Genomic DNA, 23,346 nt, shown 5'->3' on the forward strand with positions numbered 1-23,346 from the left:
CACATGGCGTCACGTCGGGCATCTCGTCCAGACCATCCCATCCGACGAATGCGCCAACTACTTCCAAAACGCAGGATACGCTTCCGTCACAAAATGACACGCTCTAGAACTCGATGGTCAGACGGCCGGTGGCGGCGTTGTCGACGAGATCCGAGCCGAATTGCCCGTCATAGAAGACGCCGAGCGTAGCGCCCGAGATCCCCCGCATTGGCACTGCGCCAAGATCGAACTCAAGCCCGGCGCCAACCACGGCCACATCCTCCGCAATCGGGACCCCCTCCACGGTAAAGGCGGAGCCGCCGGCGAAGGCGTTGGTTGCCGTCGGATCCAACGAGCCGAAGGCGTGACGCCACCCGAGGAGGCCGGTGACCTTCGCCTGGGCGGAAGCGAGCGACATCGGGATCGTCGCCGAGGCACGGACACCCACAGTGGAATAGGTCACCTCGGTGGTGTCGCTCTGAACCGAGAGAGCGGCCGATCCTCCGCTCTCCGCATAGGCGTCGGTCGACACGCTGACATAGGCGAGGCCCGCAAACGGCTCGAACGCCGCCCATCCGGTGCCAACCTCATAGCCCGCTTCGCCAAACACTTGGCTCGTACCCGCATTGGTCGAGCCGGTCAGATATTGCGAGAAGCCCGGGAAGGCGGCCGTCCGCGCGGTGTCGATATCGGACCAAGTATAGGAGGCGCCGCCTCGGAGATTGAGGCCGTAGAGGTCCGTCCCGCCATAAAGGCCGAGATGGTAGCTCGTGGCATCCGCCTTCGAGGCGCGAGCATCGGCCTGGTAGGTCGAGGACTGGTAGCCGGTCAGGAAGCCGACCCGCCCAAAGCCGCCGACCGCAGCGTCGCCACCCACCAGGAAGCCTGCCGTATCACGATCCAGCTTGGCCGCATTGCCGTTGCCATCGCTTGAGCCCCAAGACCCGAATACTTGTCCCCAGGCCGCAAACGACTGGTCGACCGGCGCAGGTTCGGCAATCGCACCGTTGCCGCCATAGGCGATCGCCGTGCTACCTTCGCCGCCCAGCGTGGAGAAAGCCGCCTGTACCCGCGACAAGGCGGCTTCGCGGACGATGCGGGAATCTTCCACCAAGCCGGTTTTCAGGCTCGCATGGATCTCACCTGAAAGCGCGTCGTAGGCTTGGCGCGCCCCGGCCGCATCGAGCGTCACCACCGACCGATAAATGTCGTTGGCCGTGCCCAGCCCATCGACCGCCGCCGCGGTTGCCGTCTGGTTCGGCGTCTCGGCCACCGCGGTGAAGTCCACGTCGTTGCGCACAAGCGTGAGGTAGACCGCGTTCGACGCATAGTCGAGGCTCGGATCAAGGAAGGCCAGGGTCGACGAGACATCGGCGAAGGTGCCGGTGATGCCGCCGTCCGCGGAGAGGATTGTGTAGCTCGCCGCGCCCGCATAGTTGCCGTCGAAGCCGATATGCGCCACCTGACCGCCTTCGATGGTGATCGTGCCGGTCGCGTGTACCAGATCGGCGTCGGTGCCACCCGGCTCGGTCTCCACCTGGTAAGTCGAACCAGCCTCGAAGAGCAGATCGCCTGCGACAGTGATCGAGCCGATGGAGTTGCCCGGCGTGATCATGCCGCCGGACCTGACGATGGTGGAACCGACGGTGCCGTTGCCGGCAAGCGAGCCGCCATTGCCCAGAAGCAGGGTTCCGCCCAGCGTGCCGGACAAGGTCAGCGTGAAGTTCTCCACGGTGGTCTCGCCGGTGTAGCCGGAGTTGTCTCCCGTCAGCGTCACCTCGCCGCCGCCCGTATAGAGCACGTCACCGGAACCGGTCACAGCGCCGGCATAGTCACCGTCGAAGTTCTGGTCGAAGACCAGCGAGGTGCCGGAACCGACCATCACGTTGCCCAGGAACAGATCTGTGGTGGAGACGAGGCTTCCGCCCAGGACCGACCAGTCGAGCGTGCTGGTGCCGGCGAGGGTCAGCGTGCCCACACCGGACTTGACCATGGCGCCATCGGTGCCGTTGAGCCCGCCGATATCGCCGGCAAAAGTGCCGTCCACGCCTTGAGCGAATTCCACCGTCGCGGCGTTTTCGACGCCGCCCATGATGGACGCTGTGTTGCCGACGAGACGCCCCGCCGCCACCTGGGTCGGGCCGGTATAGGTATTAGTGCCGGAAAGGGTGAGCGTCCCCTCCCCGTCTTTCCGCAACGCCCCGGCTCCAGACACCACACCTGTGAGCTCCAGCGTCGTGCCGGAAGCCTGAGTCAGCGTGCTCGTCGGCGCAAGCGTGACCGAACGAGCCGACGTGAACGATCCCGTCGTTTGCAGTGTACCGCCTGCGACCGTCAGATCACCCGACGCGTCACCCAAATTGGAGTCAGAGGCGACCTGCAGCGTGCCCGCATCGATCTGCGTTCCGCCGCTGTAGCTGTTGGCCCCGGACAAGACCAACGTTCCTTCGCCCTGCTTGATCAGCGGGCTGGAACCCGAGACCACACCCGCCAGCTCCAGCGTCGTCCCGGAAGCCGGGACGATTGTGCCGGAGGCGGCAAGGTCGACGGCGCGCGCGGAGGTGAACGATCCGGTGGTGGCAAACACGCCGCCGGCGAGCGTCAGGCCGCCCGAGGACTCACCCAATGCTGCATCGTTGCCCACCTGAAGCGTTCCGGCCGCAATCTCGGTTCCGCCGGTGTAGGTGCTGGCGCCCGACAGGATCAGCGTGCCGCCCCCCTGCTTCACCAGCCGGGTTGCGGAGCCGTCGGTCAGCGTGGAAGCCACCGTCGTGGTCACACCCCCGTCGATATTGATCGTCGAGGCCGAGCCGGTCGCAGGTGCAAAGGCCAGGGATCCGCCGGTCAGAAGATAGCCGTCGGTCTTGAACTGGAGGGTATCGAAGGCCTGGGTGTCGGATACGGCGACCGTACCGGCCGAGCCCATGAACACGCCGACCGAGGATGCCCAGGCCCCGTTGATCTCCGCCTGGCCGGGCGCACCGGTCCAGTTGGTGTTGCTCGCGCTCCAGGTTCCGGAGCCACCCTCGACCGTACCGTCGCCGGTTGCGTCGACCCCGTCCCAGAACTGCATCGTCTGGCCCGGCCCCAGGGCAGCGAGGTTCACCTGTCCGTCGATCGCCGTCTGGACGTCGACCGATGCACCGGGCAGACCCGTCACATTGGTCGAGCCGAACGCGCCGGACAAGGAGCCGCCATAGTCGAACAGCCGGTAGTAGCCGGCCGACGCAACGCTCGCCTGCAGCGTCCCTGCCAAGGTCAGGTTGCCGCCGACGGAAACGAGATCGTTGTTCGACCCGCCGACGATGCCGGGCGACGACAGCTCGAACGCGCTGGTCGATCCGGTTTGCATCGTCAGATCGCCGCCGATGGTCAGCATACCCGGGCTGGTGCCTGCCGACAGTGTTCCATCGACCGTCACCGCCCCGCCGACCGTGCCGGAGCCGCCAAGCGTCCCGCCCGACGACACCGTCACCGTGGACGTCTCGTCACCCAACGAGCCGGTCACCAGAAGCGTGCCGCCTGAGACCTTGGTCTCGCCGGCAAAGCTCGAGCCGTTTCCGGAAAGAAGCGTCGTCCCGGCAAGGTGCTCGATGGTAGCGGAAAGGCCCGAACCACCGGTGATGTTCGGCGCGAATTGATAGTCCGTCCCGGTGTGGTTGAACACAAGCGTCCCGGCGCCGGCATCGAAGCGGATTTCCGCCGCATCGATGGTTCCCGGCGCGACCGCCGGATCCCCCGAAACCGCGCCGATATTCACCTTGCCGTCACCGGTGCTATAGTAGCCGAGGCTCACAATTCCGGTGCCGGAATTGGCGGAAACGACGCCGCCGTCGGCGACAGTCAGCTTCCCGGTGTCGCCGAGACCGACATAGAGATTTTTTTTGTTCTCCCAAGTCGATCCGTCCCCCGTGACCGTGACCGTGCCGTCGGTTGCCGGACCATTGGTGAAGCCGATGTAGGCGGACGTGTTCACGACGCGACCGCCGTCCGCGATCGTCAGCGTACCGACGCCCGTCTCGCCGATCCGAAGGGCGTCGCTTACGATCAGCGCCGAGCCCGCACCGGTCACGGTCACCTCGCCGGTGCCTTGTTGCGTGTAACCGATGTAGCCGCTGGAGCCTCCGGTAACGGAGACCTGGCCACCGTTCATAATCTTGAGAAAGCCCTGGCCCGACGAACCGACATAGAAGTCGCCATTGTTCGTCCAACTTGAGGCGGTGCCCGACCCGCCCGAGCCGCGCACGCTCGCCCTGCCCGTCGAACCGAGCCAGTAGCCGAGTACGCCGACGCCGTTGGAAACCGACCCGCCATTTTGGAGGCTGAAATTGCCCACACCGTCGTTGCCGACGTAGAGAGCGCCGGTGTTGGTCCAGGATGCGTCGGCTCCGGCCACCGTAACGGTGCCGTTGCTACCCGACACGTCGCCGATATAGCCGGAACTGCTGCCGAACGCGTTCGTGATCCGCAGATCCCCGCCGTCAACCGTAGTGGCACCGGTAAAGCCCGAACCATCACCGGAGAGGACGGTCGTTCCGGCGTACTGGTCGATGGAGCCGTTTCCGGTGATGTCAGGCGTCAGGCCGAAAGTTCCGGTGTGGTTGAGGACGAGCTTTCCTGTCCCATCGCCGAACGCGATCGCTTTGGCGGTGAGGCTGGCGGGTGCCGCCATCGCCGGATCGCCTGCCGCCGCACCGATGTTGAGCGTACCAGCGCCGCTTGCCACCCTCGCAATGCGGACCTCGTTGTCCGCAGAAAGCGCCGCCCCGTTAGACAGGGTGAGCGTACCGGTGCCACCATAGGAAACGTAGAAATTGCCGAGCGCGTTGACGTCCGGGTTTGCCTCGGCGGAAAAGCTCGAGTTGCCCCCCGTCAGCACCATCGTCCCTGTGGAGCCCGGGTCCATGCCGACGCCGCCGGTTGCCGTTGTGACCGCCGCCCCATCGGAGACCGTCAGCGCGCCATTGCCACTGCCGGGATTACCGCTCTGGCCGCCAACATAGACGCGAACGATCGCCGAAACCTCTGTGTCGGGTCCCGTGATCGTCATCGTGGAAAGGTCGGTGCCGGCGGACGATACGTAAATTCCGTCGGTCAACAGGCTGGCACCGGCCTCGATGCTCGCCGTGCCGCCGCCGGAAACGTCGAACCAAGCGCCAACCTCAGGATCGACTGGATTGGTCGTCGTCAGGCTCGTCCCCGCGTCTGTGACCCGAACGGAGCCCTGGCCGCCGACATAGATGCCGGTGTTGGAGATCGTCGCCTGGGCGCCATCGGAAATGATGAGTTCGCCTAGCGAATCCTCGTCAAAGCCGATCTGACCGCCAGCGGACGACGTCCAGACCGTATCCTTTCCGGTCACGGTCATCTTGCCGCTGCCGTAGTCGCCGGATTCCTGCGCCGTCCGCGAGATCGTAAAGCCAGCGGTCTCGAGGCGCGCGCCGCCGCTGATCGTAGCTTCGCCGTCGCCGAACACACCGATGCGGAAAGTTCCGCCTGTGTTCTTCAGAACGGCATCACGTCCCTCGACGATCAGGCTCGCTGTGTTGCCGTTGGCGTAGGCGACATAGACCGTGCTTCCGGAATGCTTGCCGGTGATCTTCAGAGGACCAATGTCGATGGCCGTCTCGCCGGTAAAGGCGGAGCCGTCACCGTTTAGAGTGACCGTGCCGGCACCCACTTTCATGAGCTTGCCGGCGCCGGTGATCGTCGGAGCGTAGGTCTGATCCGTCGACTGATCGAGAATGAGAACGGCCCCCGACGCGATGTCGTAGCTGCTGGCGTTGAAGGCTTTCGTGGCGGTCAGGATACCTTGCGACACTGTCGCTGATCCGGTGAAGCCCGATGTGTCCCCATTGAGCCCGGTCGTTCCGGCACCGGTCTTCACCAATGCGCCGGCACCGGAAATAACGTTCGCAAAACCAAGATTGGTCGCCTGATCGAAAACGAAGGTTCCATCGGTTTCGATGGTGATATCGCCGCCGCCAATGCTGCCCGGCAGCGTCAGTGTGCCACCCGAGACCGTCGTCTTGCCACCATATCCGGATACGTCGCCGGAAAGGATCGTATGGCCGCCGGCTTGTACGATCTCCGCGCTTTTTGAACTCGCTCCGCCGCTGATCATCGGCGTGAAGGAGTAGCCCGAACCGGTCTGAGTGTGGTTGAAGACGAGCGTTCCTGTTCCAGCCCCGAACTTCACGACCGAGGCGGACAGCGTTCCAAGCGCAGCCGCGTCTTTGTCGGCCTCCGCACCGATATTGAGGATGCCGTCTCCGTTGCCCTGGTTGCCGAGCGTGATCGTGCCGGTACCACTGTTCACGCTGACCTCGCTCCCGGTGCTGACAGTCAGCGAACCGAGACCATAATCACCAACGAGAATGTTGTTTGCGGAGCTCAACTTGGAGCCGGCCCCTGAAAGGATCACTCGGCCAACACCGCCACTGCCCTGGCCGAGCGTGATGGAGTCGGCTGAAACCTGCCCTTCGCCTGTGACCGAAAGTGACCCTCTGCCTCCGGCCCCGATATAAAGGGTTCCCCCGCTCTCCCAGCTCGACCCGGTTCCCGAGATACTGACGAGGCTGACATTGGTGTTGTTCGGATTGTTGCCGACGAACCCGTCATTGCCGTTGGTAAGCTTGCCGCCCTCTTCGATCGCCAGCGAGCCGGTTCCGAGGTTTCCAACATAAAAATAGGAGCTGCCGGCATCCCAGGTCGAGTTTCCGCCGGTAATCGTCGCGCTACCATGCGCGTCTTTCGAGTGATAGCCGAGATAGCCGCCGTAGCTGCTGACCTTGCCGCCGTTGGAAACGGTCAGCTCGCCGGCGCCGTCATATCCGACATAGAGCTGATTGTTGTTGGTCCACTGCGATCCACCGCCATTCACAGTCGCTTGGCCGCTCGCACCGGCGTTGGCGCCAATCCGGGTCTGTCCGGTCTGGACGGCTGCCTTGTCCAGGACGTTAAGCGTGCCGGTTCCATCCTGGCCAACAAACAATGCGTTGTAGCTTGTCAGCTTGGAGTTTTCGCCGGTGACCGTAATGGTGCCGCTGGCCGTGTTCGAACCCACGCCAAGAAAAGTGCCCGCCCCGGAGTTCGATGAGCCGACAATAGCCGTGCCCCCGTCCTCGATCGTGAGATCGCCGGTTCCGAAGTCCCCGACTGTCAACGAATTCGGCCTGTAATCGCAGCTTTGCCCCGATCCAATCGTTTCAGACGCGTTGAGAGAAGTGCTGCAGCTCTGGGCGGATACGGGAAGCCCCGCGAAAAAGAGGGCCGGAAGCGCCACACCGGACAACAGCGCCAAGCGCAAGCCGACCATCCGCCGCTGCATCGCCCGTGAGCCCCGCCCCTCGGCCCCGAAGCCGGCCGGACCCTTGAGGCTGACGCAACCTGACAGGCACAGTCCGCGGCGCTCGGCCGACGCAACGAATCCGCTCAATTTCATATTGCCCCCAAATCGATCCACTCACCCTTTGGCGGCGTCTCATGGACGCGGAGCCAGGGTCAGCCTGTCCGTTTCAGCCCACATGCGGCACTTTTTGCGAAAGTTGACAGGAGTATGACGGTGCAACTGACACCAAACGCAACGGCGCAATAAAACCGAGACGGAAACCCCCCTATTTTTTACGAGGCATGTGTCAATTAAGACGCAAAGGCGACAGTCAAATTTTTTTCTGGAAACCAATAGCTTTTTGGTGAATTTGACCAATTATTTTAGGTCAGACGCCACATTATAGCCAAACACGCATCCTAAATGGCAGATTATAAAAGTTATGAATACTAATTTCTTAGCTTATAATATAAGATTTTTCTAATTTATAAAACTTATGATGGTGCCAATCGGCTTTTGTTCAAATCCTACTATGTGGAGAACTTGATTTCAGCTCGTGAAAATTGAGCTGGCTCGACCGGAATCAATCAAGATTCTCGATCTGAAGTTATAGATTGTGTACGAATAAAGAATTGAACGCTATAGTAGAGTGCCATTTTCGCTGCTAAGGCGGGATCAAGCGCAGGCGCGAGCGAATGTCGAACGCTCAGATCGCAGCTTTCTCACAGCAGGCGGGCAAGGATATCGAGTAGCCGGGTCTGATCGAAATCCGATTTGGTCATGTAGGAGTTCGCGCCCGCCTCCATGCCCTTCAGCTTGTCCTGACGGTTTTCGAGTGCCGTCAACAGAACGACGGGCAGATCCGCCAACCGCTCGTCCTCGCGGATCTTACGTGTGAGCTCAAACCCGTCCATTCGCGGCATGTCGATATCGGAGACCACGAAGTCGATCGTACGCGAGCGAAGAGCTTCAAGCGCCTCGACCCCGTCTTCCGCCAGGATGACCGCATAGCCCGCAGCCTCCAGAAGATGCTGTTCCATGACCCGTGTGGTCATGGAATCGTCCACCACGAGCGCGACCTGTTGTCTGCGCTCCTGCTTGCCGGCCGGCCCAGGCCGAAGCGCACCGGTCGACCAACCGCGCACCACGTCCGAAATACGCAGGATCGGGAGCATGACCCCGGTCCCGGATACGCCGATCCCGCTGACATGGCGCACGCGGACGAGCGGCGGCTGGAACGGCTTGAACAGCACCTCCACTTCCCCCTCGATATCGTCAACGAACAGACCCAGCCGCCGGTCAAGCACGCTCACCACCACCACTTGCCGGTGTGCCCGCTCCTCTTCATCGGCCGGTTTCTCGACGCCCAAAAGGCTGGCGAGATCGAGGAGCTGAACGGCTTCGCCGTGCAACGACGCACTTGGACCGGATGCGGTCTCGACTACGGCGTCGGCCGACACTCGGGCCGCTCCGACCACGCTCTCAACCGGAATTGCGAACGTTCGCGCCCCGACGCGCACCTGAAACACCCGGAACACCGCGATCGACGCCGGTACGGCGAGCGTGAGCGTCACGCCGCCGCCGGTCACCGAGTGCACCTGTACGGTGCCTTTCAAATCCTCCACCCGGTCGCGTAGAATCGCCAGGCCGAGCCCGTGTCCGGATACCTGGGTCACCATCGCGCTGGTCGAAAGCCCGGATCGAAAGGCCAACTCGACTTGCTCGCTCTCCGCGAGCCCATTGATCGTGGAAGGATCCGCGATCCGCAGTCGGATTGCCGCTTGCTTCAGTTTCTCAAGATCGAAGCCGCGACCATCGTCGCGAAGACAGAACTCCACCCGACCATCGTCCAGAGATCGCACCGACAGCGACACCGATGCCGGCACCGGTTTGCCCAGGGATCGCCGCTCTTGCGGCGTCTCGATGCCGTGATCGATCGCATTGCCGATGGCATGCAGCAGCGGATCCTTGAGCGCTTCGAGAATCCGGCGGTCGACGGCGATGTCGAAGCCTTTCGTGGTGACCGCAATCTCCTTCGACTGCGTCGCCGCGAGATCTTCCGCCGTTCCCGCAAGTCCTCCGAACACTGTCCAGACCGGGACCAGCCGGATCTGCCGGCCCTGGGCCACGATCGTGTTGTAGGTCTGGGTCAGCGTCCGCGATTGGGACAGGATACTGCGCGAAAGCTCGGAGACCACGCGCTCGATCTCGCGCAGACGCGTCTCCAGATCCGATTTGACGGATGTGCCCCCTCCATCGTCCCATTGCCGGATCGTTCGGCGGATGCGGGTGATCTCGCCCCGGCGTTCTTGCAGCTCGGCCGCAAAGCGGGGCATCTCGGCCGTGAGCGGCAGCAATTCCTCGGTGGCGGCAAGCAGCTTGTCCAAGTCGTCGGCCGGCACTCGAACGAGCGGCGCGCCGGCCGCATGCGAGGCGTCTTGCCGAACGGCTGTCATCGGTTCGCCTGTGCCGCCGGAGCGCTCCGATTTACCCGCAGATCCGCTTTCGCCCTCTTCCTGAAATCGCTCTGGTGGGCGTGTCTCCTCCGGCGCTACCCGCGGCGGTCGCGCCGCCGGCTGCGCATGCGGCACGTCGGGGTGTGAGGCTTCCGGTTCGGCCAAACGCGCCAACTGCCGTTCGATCTGGGTAATCGTCGTTCGAACCTGCGCCTCCAGGTCGGGCGTGGCGCTCTGGCCGGCGGCCCGCGCTTGACTGAGGCGATTTTCGAGTTGGCTACAGGTCGTTTCGATCTCGTCGAGCCCCACCGAGCGCGCGGCGCCTTTCAGCGTGTGGACGGTCCGAAAGCTCCGTTCGAGCCAGCCCTGCTCGCCGCTCCCGGTTTCCAACAGGGTTCGCAGCGTCTGAAGATGATCAGCCGCCTCGTCCTTGAAAGTGACCAGCAATCGCTCTCGAAGGCGTCGCTTGCGTTCGTCCATCGGCTCAGTTTTCGCGTCCGCCCTTGGCAAAAGACACGAGATCGTTGAGGCGGTTGGAGAGATCGTTCAGATCCGTTGCCGCACGCTCCACTTGGCGAGTGCCGGCCACGGTCTGATTGGACGACTCTTCGATATTCTGCATCGCCTCTGCAATCTGGTCCATGCCGGCCAGTTGCTCTTGGCTGGTTGCCAAAATCTGCTGCCCCGATTGGGCCGCTTCATTAACGCTTGCGGCAAGCTGAGAAATCGCGGTGCCGGATTTGTTGGCGATCTCGACCCCTTCGTCGGCTGCACGAACCCCTTGCTCGGCCGCCAGCATCGCACTTTGGGATGCCCGCTGAATCTCCATCAGGATACCGCGCACTTGCCGGGTGGCCGCCTTGGACTGATCGGCCAGCGCTTTGATTTCGTTGGCGACGACCGCGAACCCAACGCCCGCCTCTCCGGCGCGTGCGGCTTCGATGCTGGCGTTGACGGCAAGCAGGTTGGATTGTTCGGCAAGTTCATTCACCGAGGCGTTGATCTCCGCGATCGCTTCGGCCTGTTCGATGAAGACCAGGATCTTCTGCGACAACGTCTCCATCCGCGCCTTGGCCTCGTAGGTTCCGGCAATCGTCGTATCGACGGCCTCGCGCCCGTCCCGGGCGACGTCCGCCGCCCGTTTCGCGGCGTCCGCAACGGCCCTCGCCTTCTCCATGGCAAGCGTACCGGTCTGTTTCACTTCCGATACCGTGGTCACGGTCTCGCGCACCGCAGATGCCTCCTCCGCGGTCGCCGAAACCTGTTGCGTGGTCGCCGCGAGAATTTCGGCCGAAGCGGAATAAAGACCGGCCGCCGCTTCGGCGATTTCGCCGACCATGCGCTCCAGAGCCGCCGTCATATCGTTGAGGGCGTTGCCAAGCAGGTCGAGCTCTTCGATACCGGCTTTGTTGACCCGCACGGTCAGGTCGCCGCTGGCAACGCGCCGTGCGAGCTGGCCGAACTCGGCAACCGTTTCCGAAAGGCTTTGTCGTTGCGCCGTTTCCGCCGCGATGCGCTTGCTCAGGCTGTCCGACATGGTGTTGACGGCTTCGGCGAGCTCGGCGATCTCCCGCGCGCCGCCCGGCGTCGCTTTTCGCTCCAGCTCACCGTTGGAGACAGCCAGCGCCACGTCGCGCAGATGCGTAATCGGCCGGGTCAGCTTGACGGAGGCGAAATAGGCCAGCGCCAGTCCACCGAGAACGCCCAGAGCCCCCCAGAGGGCGGCGAATGCGTAGGGTTGCTCAATCAAATCGTCCAGTGCGTCGTGCGAACGGCTCACCCAGACCTTCCAGCCGGTGCTGGGTACCGTTGCGAAACCGGCAAGCCGGTTTTCACCCTCAATGCTTTCATAGCTCGGGATTACGCCGGTCGGGCTTTCACTCATGTCCCGCCAAATCTCGCTCGGGGCATAGCTGTAGCGCGAGCGCACCAACTCTCGGTCTGCGCTCACCAGCGCAACCCCATCACCGGTGGCGGCATCAACCAGACCACCGCCATCCAAACTCACCTTCTCGGCGAGACCGGCGAGCGCATCGAGTTTCAAGCCTGCCGACACCACCCCTTTCAGGTCTCCAATCGGAGAGAAGACCGGGGCGGCAATCGCAAGCACCAGACGATCGTTCAGCCGGGACACGATGATGTCCCTGTCCACGATCGGCTTGCGTTCGGCGAGCGCGTCTTGAAACCAGGCGCGATCCCCGAAATTCGGCAGTTCGGCACCCGGACTTTGGGTCGAAGATGCGATCGCCTGCCCGTTCGGCAACGTCATTAACACGCCGTTGTTCAACGCCGGATACGCGCCCGCCTGGCGCTCCAAAAAGGCCTGCAGGGCATCGCGATCGGCAAGGTCGACATATGCAAGCTGGCGCGCTGAGGTGGTTAGCATGTGGACATATTCGCCGACGAAATCGTCGTATCGACCGGCGAGCTGCACCGCATCGGAGCGATAACCGGCAAGCGTCTCGTCCAGAAGCAGCGTCCGCATCGACGTGCTGGATCCCACGCCAACGATGACCGCCGGCGTCAAGGCGACGACGAAGGCGCCCGACATCAGAAGCGTCATCTTCCGGAAGCGCCTCATGCGCCGGCCTCCGTGTGGGTCGTTCGCATTTCGGCTTGTTGATCAATCCGGAAGCGGGCGTCTCCTGCAAGCCCGACCAGATCCAGCACGGTGGCGAGATCGTCGGTCATCCCGGTCACGAAATGCGCGCCGAACACGGAGGATGCCGTTGGCTCGGCCGGTCGCCGAATCCGCTCCACTCCCAGCACCGCGTCAGCGGCAAGCGCGAAGACCGCGCGATCGATATTGGCGACGACTGCGAACGCAGGCATCGTTGCATCCCCCTCCCCGTCCAGAAACCATTTCGTCTCGAGGATCGGCGTCACCTTTCCCCGATTCAGCATCACCGCGAGCACGAACGGTGGCACCGAAGGCAACACCTGCAGAGCCCCCTCGGTCCGCACCGTTTCCGCGCATTGCAGCGACGGCAGCGCGTATCGGACGTCGCATCGCTCGAACCGAAGGACCTCAAGCGACGGCCCTTCGATGTCCGAACGCGGCCGCGCGTCAGCAAGGCGCTTGGCGCGCCGGCGCAGGACCTCGGCGTCGTCCTGCTGGCGCGGCTCCCCGAGCCTTTCGATCCGCGCCCGCGCCGCAGCCCAATCGAAGTCGGCGGCTTCTGTCGGATCGTCGGCTTCACCCATCGGCAATTCCCTGTCCCAGTCGCTTGGCCAGCGCTTTTTTGACTTGTCTAATCCGGATCTCGTGGCCCGGTCTCAGAAACTCCTCGTCCGATCGCTCGCTAAGGCAGGCAAGCGCGGTACGGTCGTGCCGGCGACCTTGCTCCGCCCGTCCGGTCCGCCGCAACAATCCGCCCAAGCGGAAATGCGCTTCGGCATTTTCGGGCTCAAGATAGAGCACTCGACGAAGCAGCGAGACGGCTTTCGCAGTGGCGTCCACCGCTTCCGCATTGGTCGCCGCATCGAGAAGGAAGGAGGTGTCGAGCGATCCGCTGGAAACCTGCTCGGGTCCCGCGTCGGCCTGTTCCTGCGTCGGTTGTCGCGACGGGACTGTCTCCGGCTCCGGCGGCCGCTGGATGACCGAACCCGGAGCGCGATCTGAGATCGTCCCCCGCTGCGCACGGATTGCTGGAGCGGGAGCCTCTGGCGAGCGCTCAGGCGACGTACTGGGCATGGCGTCGGCGCGGCAGAAGGCGAGAAGCGGCCCGAGACTTACCCGCTTCAATTTCTGCGAAATATCGACGTTCGATTCCGCGGGCGACAGCATCATCCAGCCATTGGGTGCAAGCAGATCCGCAAGTTTCTTCAGAGCCTGGTTCCGGGCCGGCTCGGTCAGATACATCAAGACATTGCGACACAGGATCAGATCGTAGCCTCGCTCGTGGATCGGAACATCCGCCTCTTTCCAATCTGCGAGATTGAGCGTCCCGAAGCGCGTAAGATTCTGGATAACGGGCACCACCTGGACGTCCTCGCCCTCCGCCTCAGTGAAGTATCGCAGACGGAGATGCGACGGGACTTCCCGGATGGCCCGAGGGCGGTAGCGCCCGAGACGGGCACGATCCAACGCCTCCTGCGACAGGTCGGTGCCCACCACTTGCAGCCGCCAGCGCTCCCGGCTGCCGACCGTCAACATGTGGAGCAGCATGGCCAGGGTATGGGCTTCCTCGCCAGACGCGGTCCCGACGCTCAGCACCTGAACAAAGCGATGGCCGGCGGACCGCCGACGCTCGATCAACGGGGCCAGGATCTCGTCGCGGATCGCGTAGATCCAATCGCACTGACGGAAAAAAGACGTCTCCCGGATCGTCAGGTGCGAAATGGCCGCCTGCCAGGGGGCGCTCCAAATCGGCTGCTCCCGAAGCGCCTGTAACAGCGCCGACGGCGATTCCGTCTCGGCGGCAAGTGTTGCGGCGCCGAGGGCGCGGACGAGACGAGCGTGACCCGCGCGGGCCGGATCGAGACCGAGGCGATCCCGGACAACGACCTCGAAATCGGCAAGGTCAGCCCGCTGACGGATCATGATCCCTCGCAGCGAGAGCGTCGGCAAGCATGTCACGCTCTTCCGGAGCGAGGCACTGCGCCAGATCGTAGATCAGCAGGAGACCGCCGGTGGTCGTGCCCACCCCTTGGATATGCGGAAGCTCCGTGGAAGCAGCCGTCGGCGGGCTGATGGCGTCGGCGGCAATGACGACAACCGGTTCGACCGTGTCGACGCGCAGCGCAATCTCGCGCTCGCCGTCGTGGGTCAGAATCATATGATCGCTCCGGCGCAGCCCTTGCTCGGGCGCTCTCAACCGCTGCCGAAGATCAACCAATGGGACCGCGTCGCCATGAACCGATACCAGGCCGATGACGGGATCCGGCGCGCCAGGCAATGGTGCCGGTTCGACTATCGCATCGACCCGGCGAACCTGATCGATGGGCAGCGCAAACCTGTATTGCGCCACCTGAAACGGCAAAACCGACACGTCGCCAGTTGGCATCGCTTCGTCCCATCGCTCGGCAGCCGCTTATTATTTTTGTCTAATCTATCAAAGCGACTCTTTAGGACGGGTATTCAACGCCAACTGGTACGGTCTGACAACAGAAGTTCGCGAAGGACGAAAGATCGACGCTGGTTTCCTCGTTCAGCAATCGCGGCGACCGTTTCACCTCGCTTCTGAGGTTTTCCTGCTTTCCGATCCTGGAGCCGCCGCCCGACGTCGCGACGAATCCGGCAGCTCCACCACGACATAGCGCCCCTCGACCTCGATTGGGACGGTGTCGGCGACATAAGGCCCTTTGACCAGCTCGCCGCCGGCAACAGCCCGAGTGGCGTAGGCACGGGTGCGCGTGGAGGCGGGATCGCTCCAGGACTGTCCGGTCCGCACGTCATACTCCCAGCCGTGCCAAGGGCACTTCAGCATCTCTCCGCGACGACAGAGCCGGTAGTGGCCCGGCCCGTCGCTTTCCACGGCTCCACCGAGGCGCCCTCCGGACAGGCGGGCACCGCCATGCGGACAGCGATCCATCAGCGCGAAGAACTCATCGCCTGCGCGCACAAGACAGATTTCCCGGCCGGCGACCTCCACCCGGCGGATTTCTCCTTCCAGGAAGGCGTCGGCTTCTGCAACGACATATCGGGTCATGCGTAACCGTAGAGCGTGCGGGCGTTGTCGCCGAGAACCTTGCGGCGGTCACCCTCGTCGATTGGAAAACGGAAGATCCGGTAGGGATCGTCATAATCCCAGTGCGGATAGTCGGACGAATAGAGAAGCCGGTCCCACCCGATCCAGTCGATGACATCGACGATGTGCTGGGCCGTTGCCGGCTCCTCCATCGGCTGCGTCGCCCACCAGAAATGGTCCTTCATGTACTCCGACGGCTTGCGCTTGAGGTGCGGAACTTCGCGATGGAAGGTCTCGAAATGCCGGTCCATGCGCCAGCCCAGCGCCGGTGCCCACGAAAAGCCGCCTTCGATGATGGCGATCTTGAGCTTTGGGAAAGCCTCCAACACGCCCTCGATCACCAGGCTGGAGACGAGCGCCTGGGCGCCGGGAACGAACGTGTAGTGCTCCTGAAAATAGAAGCTCGGCCATCCGGTCCCGGTGGAAGGCTTGCCGGACGAGTAGCCCGCCGGGTGCAGGCAGAGCGGAAGCCCGGCTTCCGCGGCCGCAGCATAGATCGGCCAATATTTGCGCGCGCCCAGCGTCTCGTTCGGCCGGGTCGACATGATCACCTGAACGAAGCGCGTATCGCTGGCGCGGCGCTCGATTTCGGCTACGGCGGCCTCCGGATTGTCCTGCGGCACCACCACTCCGGCGCGCAGCCGTGGCTCCGGCTCCACCCATTCGGCGAGTTGCCAATCGTTCACCGCCCGCGCCATGGCGGCCGATAGATCCGGATTGCGCTCCTCCATGCCGCCACGTCCGAGCGAAATCAGATTGCCGATTTCGATCCCGAGCGGGTCCAGATGCTGATCGCGCAGCATCTGAAGGTCGGAGCCGGGTGGCCCGTCGTCGGGTTTGGCATCGACGCGCATCCCGTTCGCGCTCATGCGCGGATAGGAGAGCTGCCCCACAAGCGCTTGGCGAATGTGAGGGCCGAAGGTCTCGATATGATCGATCCAGCGCGCTTCCAGATAAGGATAGAGCGCTTTCTGCGATTTCTGGACCGGATGGATGTCGCAGTCGACGATGGATAGCCGCGCTGCGGTGTCCGTTTCACGCAGGGGTTGGTTCATTTCGCCTCCTCCAGGCTTTCCACCGCCCGCCTGAGCGCCGGATCGGCACGCAGACGCGGATAGGCCTTGAGCGCATTGCCCGCCAGGATCCCGGGACGGGACTCCTCCGGCAGCCCGCTCGGAAGCGGGTCGGGGCCGGAGAATTGCCGATGCGGGAAGTCGGTGGAATAAAGCAGCATCTCGGTACCGCCGATGTGCTTCAGCGTCTGGGCCAGCGCCTCCGGGTCCGGATCGACCGGCTGAAGGGCCAGAAACACCCGGCCCGCCATGATCTCGGACGGCTTGCGATCGAGCCACGGCACTTCCTGGCGCACGCCGCGCCAAGTCTTGTCGTTGCGCCATAACGTCGTGGGCAGCCAGGCGAATCCGCTTTCCAGGAACACCACTTTCAGATCCGGAAATTGGTGGAATACCCCCTCCCCGATCAAGCCGGTCAGGATGTTTTCGAAGACCATCGACTGCATGACGTAGTCTTCGAACTGATAGGACGGCCAGCCGGAGACGTTGGGCGGCAGCCGGTAGAGCCCGCCGGCATGGATGGCGAGCGCCAGTCCGTGGCGTTCGCACGCCTCGTAGATCGGCCAATAGAAGCGGTTGCCATGGTGGACCGGCTGCATGGCGAGCATCAGCACCTGGACAAAGCGCCTGTCGCCGGCAAGGCGCTCGATCTCCGCCACCGACGCGGCGGGATCCTCGCCGGAGACGTAGATAGACCCGCGCAGGCGCGGCTCCGTATCGAGCCAGACCTTCGCGACATAGTCGTTGACCGCACTCAGCAGGACGGCACGCATGTCCGGATTGTGGAGTGCGACACCGCCATGCAGCATGGACGCGACCGCAACCGTCGTTCCGAACCGATCGAGCGCCTCCGATACGCCGACACCTTCGTAGGCCGGATTCCGGGTCAGCGGCGAATTCGGCGGATAGGAACTCAACCGGAACGGCGCCGACGACAGCTCGCGATCAACGAGCTGGAGGCGCCAATAGTCGTCGAGATATGATAGCAACGCATCCATCTCCGCCTGCGGAAGATGGAAATCGGCATCAATGCGTAGTTCAGGGTCCGTAGGCACGTCGTTTCCTCATCGCCTGCGCGGCGGACGTTCGGTCCGCTCTCTGGCTTCCCCAAAAGGTACGTCCGGACCCCGCCCCTCAGAACCACATGATTTGCGAAAACCGTTGTCGCGATTAGCATTCTTGTGATGAATACCCGCACCGCACCAGGCTGTCGGACGGCTGCGAACGAGCGCGAACCAACAGGAACAAAGGCAGATCATGGCGACGACGAATGCGGTTTCTCGTGTCGAGCTGCCCGAACTGCCGATCGAAGGCGGGTGCGAATGCGGCAGCCTGCGCTACCGGATCACGGCTGCGCCGCTGACCTTCTATCTTTGCCATTGCACCACCTGCCAAAAGCAGTCCGGCAGCGCGTTCGGGGCCTCGCTCCATGTGCCAGCCGAGGGGATCACCCTGGAAGGCCCCTCGACCACCTACTCCCATCTGGGCGGCTCGGGCCGGACCCTTGATGCCGTCTTTTGTCCGAGTTGCGGCGACCGGTTGACCCATCAGGTCCAAGGCGGCGCCGCCATCGTGGTGAAACCGGGCACGCTCGACGATCGGTCCTGGCTCATGCCGGCCGGCCACGTTTTCACCGCCAGCCGGCAGCCCTGGGTGTCCCTGCCCGACGACGGCACCCTCCTGTTCGAGGGGGCTCCCGACCTGCCTGCCCTGCGCGCCCGATGGTCAGAGATGGTCGGCCGGCCCTGACGGCTTTGGCCGCAGCTCTCTGCGGGCCCGCCAACTCGACAGCGGCGTTGCGCCCCGATACTCCTGGCATCCCATCGGGAACGGGCAAAGCCTCACGGGCTGGAGATGCTGCACGAAATCCTTCTCTTCTTCGCGACCGGCGTGGCGGGCGGCATCGTCAACGCCGCCGCTGGTGGCGCCAAGCTGTTCGTGTTTCCGCTGCTGTTGGCGTCGGGGCTTTCTCCGCTGGCGGCGAACGCGACCGGAACCGTCGCGCTTTGGCCGGCCACGCTGCCGCCGGCCTGGCACTATCGCCGCGAGCTGTTTGCCGATCGGCGGGTGCTGGCACTCACGTTGTTTCCCGCGCTGATCGGTGCGCTTACGGGTGCCCTGATTCTGATCAGCGGATCGCAAAAAGCCTTCCTGGCCGTCGTGCCGATCCTGCTCCTGATCGCGGTATCCGCCATCCTGCTCGGGCGCCGGCTCGCCGCCGTCATGACGCAGCTCTTGCCGGACAACGCCCGCACCGGCGTTGCGGCCGGCCTGACGCTCGCGGTCGGGTTCTACGGCGGTTATTTCGGCGCCGGCATGGGATTCATGCTGCTTGCGGTTCTGACGGCGACCTTCGGCGGCGATTTGCACCGCGCCAACGCCAAGAAGAACCTGTTCGCCTTCTGCATCAATTCGATCGCCGTGATCCCGTTATCCATGTCCGGCTACGTCGACTGGGTTGCCGCTCCGCTGGTGCTGGCGGGTGGGCTGACCGGAGGCTATCTCGGCGGCCACATCGTGCGCCGGGTTCCCGATACGCTGCTGCGCGTGGTCGTGGCGGGGCTCGGGCTGATCCTCACCGCCTTCTTCCTGCTACGTTGAAATCGAGGCTGGTGGTTCGCGCGTCAGCCGCTACCGTGCACGGCGATGTGACGGAACATCCGGAGGACGACAATGCGTTGGAAATTGCTGCTGATTGCTCTTGCCGCCCCGCTTCCGGTCGCCTGCAGCCCAACGAGCGAGGCACCCGCAACGCCCAAGGCGGGCCTCGCCAACCCGGCATCGGTCTATTGCACGGAACAAGGCGGCGAGCTTGTCCCGGTCACGACGGCGGCCGGCCAATCCAACGACTGCGTCCTGCCGAGCGGCGAACGAATCGACGAATGGGAGCTCTATCGGCGCGACCATCCGCAATAGGGCGACCCGGAGGCGGTTTTTAAGCTGTGGCGAGTTGCGCGGCCCGGCGCTTTACGTGCACGGCGATCGCGACATGGATCAGAATCGCAATTCCGAGCCCGATACCATGTTGCGTCGCCGTGACGCCGGTCTGGCCGGACACGGAAACGAGCGCGGCGATCCCGACCGGCAGAAACAGGACGATGGCCGTCGCAAGCCCGGGATTATAGCGCCGCTGGCCCAGCGCGCTGACGATATGAACGATGGCGTTCACCAAAGTCAGATAAACGGCAATCAGGCCGAACCCGAGCGCGGCGAAGCGCGCCAGATAGATTGCCGCCAGATCGACGCCCCAGACGCCGCCGACATTGATCAGAACGACCGCCGGCGTCGTCAGCGCCTCCCGTCCGCCGGCCATAGTCTCGTTCAGATATCGGCGGAACCGATCACCGGCATGCTCTTCGAGCTGGTGCAGCATGTAAATCGGAAGCTGCAGGAACACGAGCAGGAACGGCCGGCCGACGTCGGCCGCAAACAACGGTGTCACAGCGAGAAGAAACAGGCCCGCGACGAAGCCCGTCGACATCCAGTTGCGCTTGAACCAATCCCACGACATCCGACGCCTCCGCACCCATCTCCGGCAACCCGGATCGGCAGGCAGAAGATACCGAATCCGCCAGCTTGATGCCTATTGAAATGCGCGGACTGCCTCGGAGACTTCCTGGTTATGCCGCCGCGCCACCGGCTTGGAGTTTCTCGACCTCCCGTTTTCCGTACCAGCGGCTCCACGCGATCATAGGAATAAAGAACACCACCCACATGGTCTCGCTGATCGGCAGGAACACTTCGATCGGCAACAAGGGAATCAAGATCAGCCGGAGGCTTGCTTCCAGCAGCAACGCAACCGCCCAGGCGATCGTGATCGTGCGCATGATCCGGCGATAGCGCGGCACGCTTTTCCAGAGCGCATCCGCCTCTTCGTGAATCTCCGGCGTCTCGCCGGTGACGATGTAGAAGACCAGTGGACGCGGGGCCAGCAGCGAGCCGGCGAAGACCAGGCCGATGACGCCGGTGATCAGCGAGCCTTTCGCCAACAGCAGCGTCGGGCTGTCGAGAAAGACCGACCCGGCGATGGAGGCGAGCGTCGCGGTGAGCACCACGATGCCGATCGCCTGCACGCGGCGTTCCACCAGCGACGTCACGATAATGGAGATGATGGGAAACACCGCGCCGACGGCGAGCGACGTGACCGTCGACTGATGAAGAACGTGGTGCAGCAGGAGATAGGTGGCGTAGGGCAGCGCCACGTTGACGATCAGGTCCTTTTTCATGGTCCGGCTGCTCCTCAAAGACGGCGAATTGCGCTACCACCTGTCCCGTCTCTGTCGACTTTGCCGCAAAGGAGCAGGCTATGTCGAACGAACCCGTTCGGGACGGGGGATGCCGCTGCGGTGCCGTGCGGTTTCGAACCACGGGACCGGAAATCATCACCATGGCCTGCCACTGCACCGGCTGCCAGCGGATGACGGCCAGCGCTTTTTCGCTGAGCGCGCTGTTTGCGCGCAGCGCGTTCGAGCTGCTCCAGGGCGAAACCGTCATCGGCGGGCAGCACGGCGTCCACCGGCACCATCATTGCGGCCACTGCCTGAGCTGGCTCTACACGCTCCCCGACGGGCTCGACGAATTCATCAACCTTCGCGCGACTATGTTCGATGACACGGAATGGATTGCCCCCTTCGTGGAGACCTGCACCAGCGAAAAGCTCGCCTGGGTGACCACCCCTGCCCGGTTCAGCTTCGAGCAATTCCCGCCCATGGAGAGCTTCGGAGACCTGATTTCCGCCTACGCGGATGCGCGGGCCTGACACCCTCCGCGTTGCCGCCCTGGCTCAGAAGGCGGCCGTGCAGACCACCGGCGTCTGGTCGTCCGTCATGAGATCGGTCAGCGTGGCGTCCTTGGAGCCCTTGCTCCACCACTCGTAACGCCCGCCGGTGTAGCGCGCACCCGAGGCGGAAATGACGTTGGACGCCACCACGAACTCGTCGCCGATAGTGAGGAGGGCCAGCGAGACGTTGCCGGCATTGACATATTCCACCGCGACGGTCTGCTTGCCGCAGTCATAGCTCACCTTTTCCCGCGAGACGTCGTCGGCACCCGGAACGGTGATGGAGATCGTGGCGGATGTGTCCGACACGCTTGCCGAGTTCGCCGCCCCGGCGATAACGAGCAGCGGCACAACGAGAAAAGCCAGTAGCGGCGCGGGCATAGGTGTCCTCCCTTTCCCAGTCGAAACGGGTGCGATCGGTCCTGCTCGGCATATCCGGTTCCAGCCCGAAAGGCCATGGGTGGCAACCAGCATCGGCCGCCGTCCCGAGAGAACGGGCTTTGAAGTCCGCGTAGAGCGTCGACGTGTCGTCCGAGAGAACGGGTGCGTCGAAGCCGTCAGAGCGACGCGCGCACGACACTTGCGTGACAGAACGCCTTTTGAAAGCAGAAAAATTCGACGGTGCACGACGTATCCGGCACCCCGTCTCCAGTCCTCCTCGCCCCCGTCGTCCTCTGCGGCAATGGAACCCAGCATTCGGCAGGCCGATGCCCCGTCTCAGGTTTCGTTTGTTCCGAATCAACCGGGAATGTTGCGGCGCGAAAACCGTCTCGCTCAGGTTAGGAAAGACTCAAATATTTGGAAAAAACTGGAAATTCCGACCGTTTCGGAGCGAAGGCGCAAGAGCTTGAGCCGGTTTCGCTTGAACCGGCTCAGCAAGTCTGCTTTGTGGCGAAACAGGGGCGGGTATCGGGGCCATCCCACCCGTTCGCCATTTCATCTCCGTGAACTGGGAGGACTTCATGCATCGCCTGAAACTGATTGCTGCGGCATTTGCCGCGCTTCTGGCGCTTGCGGGCACCGCGCCCCAAGCCAGCGCCCAGACCGTGGGCTACGCCGAGGCAATTCGCATTTTGGCGCAGAGCTGCGGCAAGGACATTCAGACCTACTGCAAGAACGCCAACATCGGAAATTTCGGCATCCAGAAGTGCCTGCAGGAAAACGCCTCGAAGATCTCGGCCCAGTGCAAGGTCGACTATGTTCGGGTCTATGATCTCCTGCAGAAGCGCCACGCCGCCCAGGAAGCGGTGACCCAGGTCTGCAACCGGGACGCCCAGCAGCTCTGCAGCCTGACGCAGGGCGGCAGCGTCGGCTTCGTCCAGAAGGGTTCGATCCTGAAGTGCCTGCTGAAGGCCCAGCCCTCGGTCGGCAAGCGCTGCAACCAGGCCATCACCGACGCCGGCTACCGCTGAGCGCGCCCCCGACATTCCAACGAGCGAGCAGCTTCCATGAAGACCAAGATTCTCCTCGCCGCGGCGGCGCTGATGCTTGTGGCCGCGCCGGCCACGGCCCAGAACGCACTCAGCCGCAACGAGATCATCAACAATTTGCAGAGCGTCGAGTCGGCGCGGGTTCAGATCACCGCGGACGAGTTGCGCCAGCAGGCACTCGACAACATCCGCCTGCACCCCGGTGACAACTCCACCACCGACCTGCCGGCCGAGGCACAGCTTGCCAAGCTCCGCCAGTTCATCGTCGAGATCACCTTCGACTTCGATTCCGCGCGCATCCGTCCGGAATCCTACGAGACCCTAGGCCTGATCGCGGACGCGCTTCACACGCCCTATCTCTACGGCAACCGCTTTCTGGTGATCGGCCACACCGACGCGAAGGGCAAGCGCGAGTATAATCTCGAGCTCAGCCAGCGCCGCGCCAACGCCGTTGCCGAGGCGCTCGCCACGACCTTCTACGTTCCGGCTCAGATGCTGTCGCCGGTGGGTCTGGGCGAAGAGGATCTGCGCGACCCGCAGCAGCCCTATAGCGAGGTCAATCGCCGGGTTCAGCTGATCAACCTCGGGCCGATTCCCAAATAACAAGC

18 protein-coding genes are annotated in these 23,346 nt (G+C 63.6%); 6 read left to right on the forward strand and 12 right to left on the reverse strand.

All coding sequences use genetic code 11. The features are described 5' to 3' along the window. Window positions 1-103 precede the first annotated feature (103 nt). The 9 genes from HNS03_RS07555 to HNS03_RS07595 all read right to left on the reverse strand — a co-directional run bounded on the left by HNS03_RS07555 (window position 104) and on the right by HNS03_RS07595 (window position 17,583). Window positions 104-7,144: an autotransporter domain-containing protein gene (locus HNS03_RS07555; RefSeq protein ID WP_367194204.1), complete on the reverse strand. Its 7,041-nt coding sequence runs from the start codon at window positions 7,142-7,144 to the stop codon at window positions 104-106. An 887-nt stretch (window positions 7,145-8,031) separates the two neighbouring features. Beyond that, entirely contained in the window at window positions 8,032-10,245 is a 2,214-nt protein-coding gene (locus HNS03_RS07560; protein ID WP_367194206.1) for a response regulator, read from the reverse strand. 4 nt (window positions 10,246-10,249) lie between these two features. After that, the gene (locus tag HNS03_RS07565) at window positions 10,250-12,346 is read right to left on the reverse strand and encodes a methyl-accepting chemotaxis protein (protein ID WP_367194207.1); all 2,097 of its coding nucleotides are present in this window, start codon (window positions 12,344-12,346) and stop codon (window positions 10,250-10,252) included. Beyond that, window positions 12,343-12,969, reverse strand: a complete 627-nt coding sequence (locus HNS03_RS07570; RefSeq protein WP_367194209.1) for a chemotaxis protein CheW — start codon at window positions 12,967-12,969, stop codon at window positions 12,343-12,345. Before HNS03_RS07570 ends, HNS03_RS07565 begins: the two co-directional genes overlap by 4 nt. Then, on the reverse strand, window positions 12,962-14,308 hold the full coding sequence (locus tag HNS03_RS07575) for a CheR family methyltransferase (RefSeq protein WP_367194210.1): 1,347 nt from the start codon (window positions 14,306-14,308) through the stop codon (window positions 12,962-12,964). The genes HNS03_RS07570 and HNS03_RS07575 overlap by 8 nt, the downstream gene beginning before the upstream one ends. Next, on the reverse strand, window positions 14,289-14,771 hold the full coding sequence (locus HNS03_RS07580) for a chemotaxis protein CheW (RefSeq protein ID WP_367194212.1): 483 nt from the start codon (window positions 14,769-14,771) through the stop codon (window positions 14,289-14,291). Before HNS03_RS07580 ends, HNS03_RS07575 begins: the two co-directional genes overlap by 20 nt. Window positions 14,772-14,936: 165 nt before the next feature. Beyond that, on the reverse strand, window positions 14,937-15,416 hold the full coding sequence (locus HNS03_RS07585) for a Rieske (2Fe-2S) protein (RefSeq protein WP_367194213.1): 480 nt from the start codon (window positions 15,414-15,416) through the stop codon (window positions 14,937-14,939). Continuing rightward, window positions 15,413-16,510, reverse strand: coding sequence for an amidohydrolase family protein (locus HNS03_RS07590; protein WP_367194214.1), 1,098 nt, complete (start codon window positions 16,508-16,510; stop codon window positions 15,413-15,415). The genes HNS03_RS07585 and HNS03_RS07590 overlap by 4 nt, the downstream gene beginning before the upstream one ends. After that, window positions 16,507-17,583, reverse strand: coding sequence for an amidohydrolase family protein (locus HNS03_RS07595; RefSeq protein ID WP_367194216.1), 1,077 nt, complete (start codon window positions 17,581-17,583; stop codon window positions 16,507-16,509). The genes HNS03_RS07590 and HNS03_RS07595 overlap by 4 nt, the downstream gene beginning before the upstream one ends. A gap of 202 nt (window positions 17,584-17,785) precedes the next feature. Here HNS03_RS07595 and HNS03_RS07600 point away from each other — a divergent pair, with 202 nt between their 5' ends. The 3 genes from HNS03_RS07600 to HNS03_RS07610 all read left to right on the forward strand — a co-directional run bounded on the left by HNS03_RS07600 (window position 17,786) and on the right by HNS03_RS07610 (window position 19,444). Then, the gene (locus tag HNS03_RS07600; protein ID WP_367194218.1) at window positions 17,786-18,277 is read left to right on the forward strand and encodes a GFA family protein; all 492 of its coding nucleotides are present in this window, start codon (window positions 17,786-17,788) and stop codon (window positions 18,275-18,277) included. A 105-nt stretch (window positions 18,278-18,382) separates the two neighbouring features. Further along, window positions 18,383-19,129: a sulfite exporter TauE/SafE family protein gene (locus HNS03_RS07605; protein ID WP_367194220.1), complete on the forward strand. Its 747-nt coding sequence runs from the start codon at window positions 18,383-18,385 to the stop codon at window positions 19,127-19,129. A gap of 72 nt (window positions 19,130-19,201) precedes the next feature. Further along, window positions 19,202-19,444: a DUF333 domain-containing protein gene (locus tag HNS03_RS07610; RefSeq protein ID WP_367194222.1), complete on the forward strand. Its 243-nt coding sequence runs from the start codon at window positions 19,202-19,204 to the stop codon at window positions 19,442-19,444. 19 nt (window positions 19,445-19,463) lie between these two features. Here HNS03_RS07610 and HNS03_RS07615 read toward each other — a convergent pair whose 3' ends face one another. Next, entirely contained in the window at window positions 19,464-20,039 is a 576-nt protein-coding gene (locus HNS03_RS07615; RefSeq protein WP_367194223.1) for an HXXEE domain-containing protein, read from the reverse strand. A 109-nt stretch (window positions 20,040-20,148) separates the two neighbouring features. Beyond that, entirely contained in the window at window positions 20,149-20,754 is a 606-nt protein-coding gene (locus tag HNS03_RS07620) for a VC0807 family protein (RefSeq protein WP_367194224.1), read from the reverse strand. An 80-nt stretch (window positions 20,755-20,834) separates the two neighbouring features. On the opposite strand from HNS03_RS07620, the gene HNS03_RS07625 reads away from it, so the two are divergent. Further along, entirely contained in the window at window positions 20,835-21,287 is a 453-nt protein-coding gene (locus HNS03_RS07625) for a GFA family protein (protein ID WP_367194226.1), read from the forward strand. 24 nt (window positions 21,288-21,311) lie between these two features. On the opposite strand, the gene HNS03_RS07630 is transcribed toward HNS03_RS07625, so the two are convergent. After that, entirely contained in the window at window positions 21,312-21,689 is a 378-nt protein-coding gene (locus HNS03_RS07630) for an MliC family protein (protein ID WP_367194228.1), read from the reverse strand. 581 nt (window positions 21,690-22,270) lie between these two features. On the opposite strand from HNS03_RS07630, the gene HNS03_RS07635 reads away from it, so the two are divergent. Then, window positions 22,271-22,720 (forward strand): hypothetical protein, encoded by a 450-nt coding sequence (locus tag HNS03_RS07635; RefSeq protein WP_367194230.1) that lies wholly within the window; start codon window positions 22,271-22,273, stop codon window positions 22,718-22,720. 36 nt (window positions 22,721-22,756) lie between these two features. Further along, window positions 22,757-23,341: an OmpA family protein gene (locus HNS03_RS07640; protein WP_367194231.1), complete on the forward strand. Its 585-nt coding sequence runs from the start codon at window positions 22,757-22,759 to the stop codon at window positions 23,339-23,341. The last annotated feature ends 5 nt before the right edge of the window (window positions 23,342-23,346 follow it).

Source organism: Amorphus sp. 3PC139-8 (genome assembly GCF_040750475.1).
Classification (GTDB): domain Bacteria; phylum Pseudomonadota; class Alphaproteobacteria; order Rhizobiales; family Amorphaceae; genus Amorphus.